General features: G+C 71.4%; 2 protein-coding genes. Both read left to right on the top strand.

The annotated features are described in order from the left end of the window. Positions 1-1,572: beta-ketoacyl reductase (locus ACWDRR_RS44090; RefSeq protein WP_449777985.1), on the top strand; the 1,572-nt coding region annotated here is incomplete at its 5' end. 57 nt (positions 1,573-1,629) lie between these two features. Further along, on the top strand, positions 1,630-4,868 hold a 3,239-nt coding region (locus tag ACWDRR_RS44085), incomplete at its 3' end, for a type I polyketide synthase (protein ID WP_449777984.1).

The following is a 4,868-nucleotide window of genomic DNA, read 5'->3' as shown; positions in this document are numbered from 1 at the left end:
CTGGGTCGGGTGGTGGCGCTGGAGCATCCTGAGCGTTGGGGTGGTCTGGTGGATCTGCCGGCGGTGGTGGACCCGGCTGCGGTCCGGCGCCTGGTGGGTGTCCTGGCCGCCGGTACCGATGTCGCTTCCGGTAGCGCGGCCGTGGTCGAGGACCAGGTCGCGGTGCGCGGTTCGGGGGTGTTCGGGCGACGGCTGGCGCGTGCGGTGGCCGGCGAGGCGGCACCGGCGCGGGAGTGGCGGCCCTCGGGCACGGTGCTCGTCACCGGCGGTACGGGTGCGCTGGGCGGCCATGTGGCCCGCTGGCTGGCGGGCCAGGGAGCCGAACACCTGCTGCTGGTCAGCCGGCGTGGTTCGCTGGCGCCGGGGGCGGACGAACTGGTCGGCGAGCTGACGGCACTGGGTGCGAAGGTGACGGTCGCGGCCTGCGACATCGCCGACCGCGACGCGCTGTCCGCGCTGCTCGACGGCATCCCCGCCGAGCACCCGCTCACCGCCGTCGTCCACACCGCGGGTGTGAGCACCTTCGGCAGTGTCGCGGACAGTGAGCCCGCCGACCTGCAGCAGATGCTGAGCGGAAAGGCAGCCGGCGCCGCCCACCTGGACGAACTCCTCGGCGACCGTCCGCTCGACGCCTTCGTGCTGTTCTCCTCCAACGCCGGTGTCTGGGGCAGCGGCGGGCAGGGAGCGTACGCGGCCGCGAACGCGTACCTCGACGCGCTGGCGGAGAGCCGTCACCAGCGCGGCCTGGCGGCGACCTCGGTCGCCTGGGGCGTCTGGCGCGGGGAAGGCATGGGCGCGGACGCCGAGGTGGCGGAGCACCTGCGCCGCCGGGGCCTGATCGAGATGGCGCCGGACAACGCCGTGGCGGCGCTGGTGCGGGCCGTCGGCGAGGAGGAGCCGTGCGTGACCGTCTCCGACGTGGACTGGCAGAGCTTCGCCGCCGCGTTCACGTCGGTGCGTCCCAGCAGCCTGATCAGCCGGATCCCGGAGGCGGCCCGTGCGCTGCGGACCGCTGCGGACGGCGCGGGTGACCGTGAGGACGAGGCCGTGCGCGGTCTGCTGGAGCGGGTGGGCCGTGCGTCCGGCGCCGACCGCAGGCGGATCGTGGTCGAGCTGGTGCGCCAGGAGGTGGCGACGGTGCTCGGTCACGGATCCGGTGCGGCCGTCGACCCGGAGCGCGGGTTCACCGAGCTCGGATTCGACTCGCTGACCGCGGTCGAGCTGCGGAACCGGCTGCAGAAGGCCACGGGGGTGTCGTTGCCGGCCACCGCGGTCTTCGACTACCCGACCACGGAGGACCTCGCCGAGTTCCTGCGGGTCCGGCTCGCGCCGGACGAGCCGGCCGGTGAGGAACTGGTCCGGTCGGAGATCGACCGCATCGAGGTCGTGCTCTCCGGAATGGCCGTGGAGGAACTGGCGACCTCGGACATCGAGGAGCGTCTGGAGAGCTTGCTGGCGAAGGTGAAGAAGGCCCGGAGTGCGGAGTCCGGCAACCTGGCCGCCGACCAGCTCGACGAGGCGTCCGATGACGAGATCTTCGACATCATCGGAAAGCGTTTCGGGATCTCGTAGCTCACTTCCTGCCTCCCCTTCATTGTTTCCTCGTCTGATTGGAACGGACTTAACCCGATGGCTGCCGAAGAGAAGCTTCGTTATTTCCTGAAGCGGGTCATGGTCGATCTCGATGATGCCCGTGAGCGCGTTCGTGAGCTGGAGGAGAGCTCGCGGGAGCCGATAGCCATCGTGGGGATGAGCTGCCGGTTCCCCGGGGGAGTCAGCTCGCCCGAGGACCTGTGGCGGCTCGTCGCCGATGGTGCGGACGGCGTTTCCGGATTTCCCACCGACCGGGGCTGGGACGTCGACGGCCTGTACGACCCCGACCCCGAAGCCCGTGGGAAGTCGAACGCCCGTGAGGGCGGATTCCTCCACGGCGCGGCCGAGTTCGACGCGGACTTCTTCGGGATCTCGCCGCGTGAGGCGCTGGCGATGGACCCGCAGCAGCGGCTGCTGCTGGAGGCGTCGTGGGAGCTGTTCGAGCGGGCCGGACTCGATCCGCACGCCTACAAGGGCAGCGAGACCGGCGTCTTCGTCGGGGCTTCCTACAACGAGTACGGGGCCGAGGCGGGAAAGGCCTCGGACGGGGCGGGTGACTACCTGCTGACCGGCAGCCTGACGAGTGTCGTCTCCGGCCGCCTGTCGTACGTGTTCGGTCTGGAGGGGCCGGCGGTGACGGTGGACACGGCGTGTTCGTCGTCGCTGGTGGCGCTGCACCTGGCGGTTCAGGCGCTGCGGTCGGGCGAGTGCAAGCTCGCGCTGGCGGGCGGTGTGACGGTGATGTCCACCCCGGGTGCGTTCGTGGAGTTCTCGCGTCAGCGCGGTCTTGCGTCGGACGGTCGGTGCAAGGCGTTCGCGGATGCGGCGGACGGCATGGGGTGGGGTGAGGGTGTCGGGCTGCTGCTGGTGGAGCGGCTGTCGGACGCGGTGGCGAACGGGCACAAGGTGCTTGCCGTGGTGCGGGGTTCGGCGGTGAACCAGGACGGCGCCAGCAGTGGACTGACGGTGCCGAACGGTCCGTCGCAGCAGCGGGTGATCCGCCAGGCCCTCGCCAATGCCGGGCTGTCGACCGCCGAGATCGATGTCGTGGAAGGGCACGGGACCGGTACCCGGCTGGGTGACCCCATCGAGGCGCAGGCGCTGCTGGCGACCTACGGCCAGGGCCGGGACGCCGAACGCCCCCTGTGGCTGGGGTCGTTGAAGTCGAACATCGGTCACACCCAGGCGGCCGCCGGTGTGGGTGGTGTGATCAAGATGGTGATGGCGATGCGGGAGGGTGTGCTCCCGCGGACGCTGCACGTGGACGAGCCGTCGAAGGAGGTCGACTGGGCGGCGGGGACGGTGGAGTTGCTGACCGACAGTCAGGCCTGGCCGGAGACGGGTCGGGTGCGGCGTGCGGGTGTGTCGTCGTTCGGTGTGAGCGGGACGAACGCGCACGTGATCCTGGAGCAGGCGGAGGCGCCGGTCGAGGTGGCGGTCGAAGAGGCCGTCGAACTCCCGGTGGTGCCGCTGGTGGTGTCGGGCAAGTCCGAGGCGGCGGTGCGGGCGCAGGCCGCTGCACTGCTGGAGCGGTTCGGCACGGATCCGGGGCTGAGTGTTCTGGATGCGGCGTTCTCGCTGGCGACCTCGCGTTCGGTGTTCGGGCACCGGGCGGTGGTGGTGGCCGGGGACCGTGAGGAGCTGCTGGCCGGTCTGGGGTCGGTGGCTTCGGGTGAGCCGCACGCCGGTGGCCTGATTGCCGGCGCGGGTGCTGCCGGCGGTGTGGTGTTCGTGTTCCCGGGTCAGGGTTCGCAGTGGTTGGGGATGGCGGGTGAACTGCTGGACTCCTCGGCGGTGTTCGCGTCGCGGATGGCGGAGTGCGAGCGGGCGCTGGGCGGACTGGTGGACTGGTCGCTGACCGCGATCGTGCGCTCGGACGACGAGGCGTGGCTGGGCCGGGTGGATGTGGTTCAGCCGGTGCTGTGGGCGGTGATGGTGTCCCTGGCGGAGGTGTGGCGTTCGTTCGGGGTCCAGCCGGCGGCGGTGCTGGGTCATTCGCAGGGTGAGATCGCCGCCGCGGTCGTCGCGGGTGGTCTGTCGCTGGAGGACGGCGCTCGGGTGGTCGTGCTGCGTTCACGGGCGATCGGACGGGACCTGGCGGGTTCGGGCGGCATGGTGTCGGTGGCCGTGGGCGCCGAGGGTGTACGCGCGCTGTTGGAGGAGTGGGCCGGCGGACAGGTCTCGGTGGCCGCCGTCAACGGGATCGCTTCGACGGTGGTGTCCGGCCCCGCCGAGCCGCTGGAGGCCTTTACCACCTGGTGCGAGGGTCGTGGGGTGCGGGTTCGGCGGATCCCGGTGGACTACGCCTCGCACTCGCACATGGTCGAGGGCCTGGAAGAGGGTTTGGCACGTGACCTGGCCGGGATCACCCCGGTCTCCGGCACCGTCCCCTTCTGGTCGACCGTGACGGGCGACTTCCTCGACACTTCCGCACTCGACGCCGGCTACTGGTACACCAACCTGCGTCGGACGGTGGAGTTCCGCGCAGGTGTGGAAGGGCTCCTCGCACTGGGCCATGGCCTGTTCGTGGAGGCCAGCCCCCACCCGGTGCTGGTCCCGGCGATCGAGGAGGTCATCGGTGAGGCCGGCCCCGACACCACGGCGGTCGCGGTCGGCACCCTGCGCCGGGGCGAGGGCGGCACGGCACGGCTCATAGCCTCGTTGGCGCAGGCGTTCGTCCACGGCGCCCCGGTCACCTGGCCCACCCTCTTCGAAGGCACCGGCGCCCGCCGCGTCGACCTGCCGACCTACGCCTTCCAACACCAGCGCTACTGGCTGGAGGCGCCGCTGCGTGACGACACCGCTCCGACCGACCCGGTGGACGAAGACTTCTGGCAGGTGGTCCAGGGCGACGACCGGGAGGGGCTGGCCCGCATCCTGGACCTCGGCTCCGACGCCCGGGGTGCGCTGGACACCTTCCTGCCCGCGCTCGCGAACTACCGCAGGCGCCGTAACGAGAGCTCCGCGACGGAGTCGTGGCGCTACCGCACCGTCTGGCGCCCGCTGTCCGACCGTACGGGCGCGTTGCTGAACGGCGGTACCTGGCTGGTCGTCGTGCCGGAGACCGACGCCGTGAACGCATGGCTGCCCCTCGTGCTCGACGGGTTGCAGACCGCAGGTGCCGGAACCACCGTGCTGGAGGTCGACGCCGTCACCGTCGACCGTGCGGGTCTGGCCGATCGGTTGGCCGGTGTGGGTGAAGTGGCGGGTGTGCTGTCGCTGTTGGCGTTGGACGAGCGGGTTGTGGGTGGGGAGGGTCGTCTGGCTGCCGGGGT

It is taken from the genome of Kitasatospora sp. NPDC003701 (genome assembly GCF_053587085.1).
The sequence above is the reverse complement of the archived record's forward strand: the minus strand, read 5'-3'. Positions and strand labels throughout refer to the sequence as shown.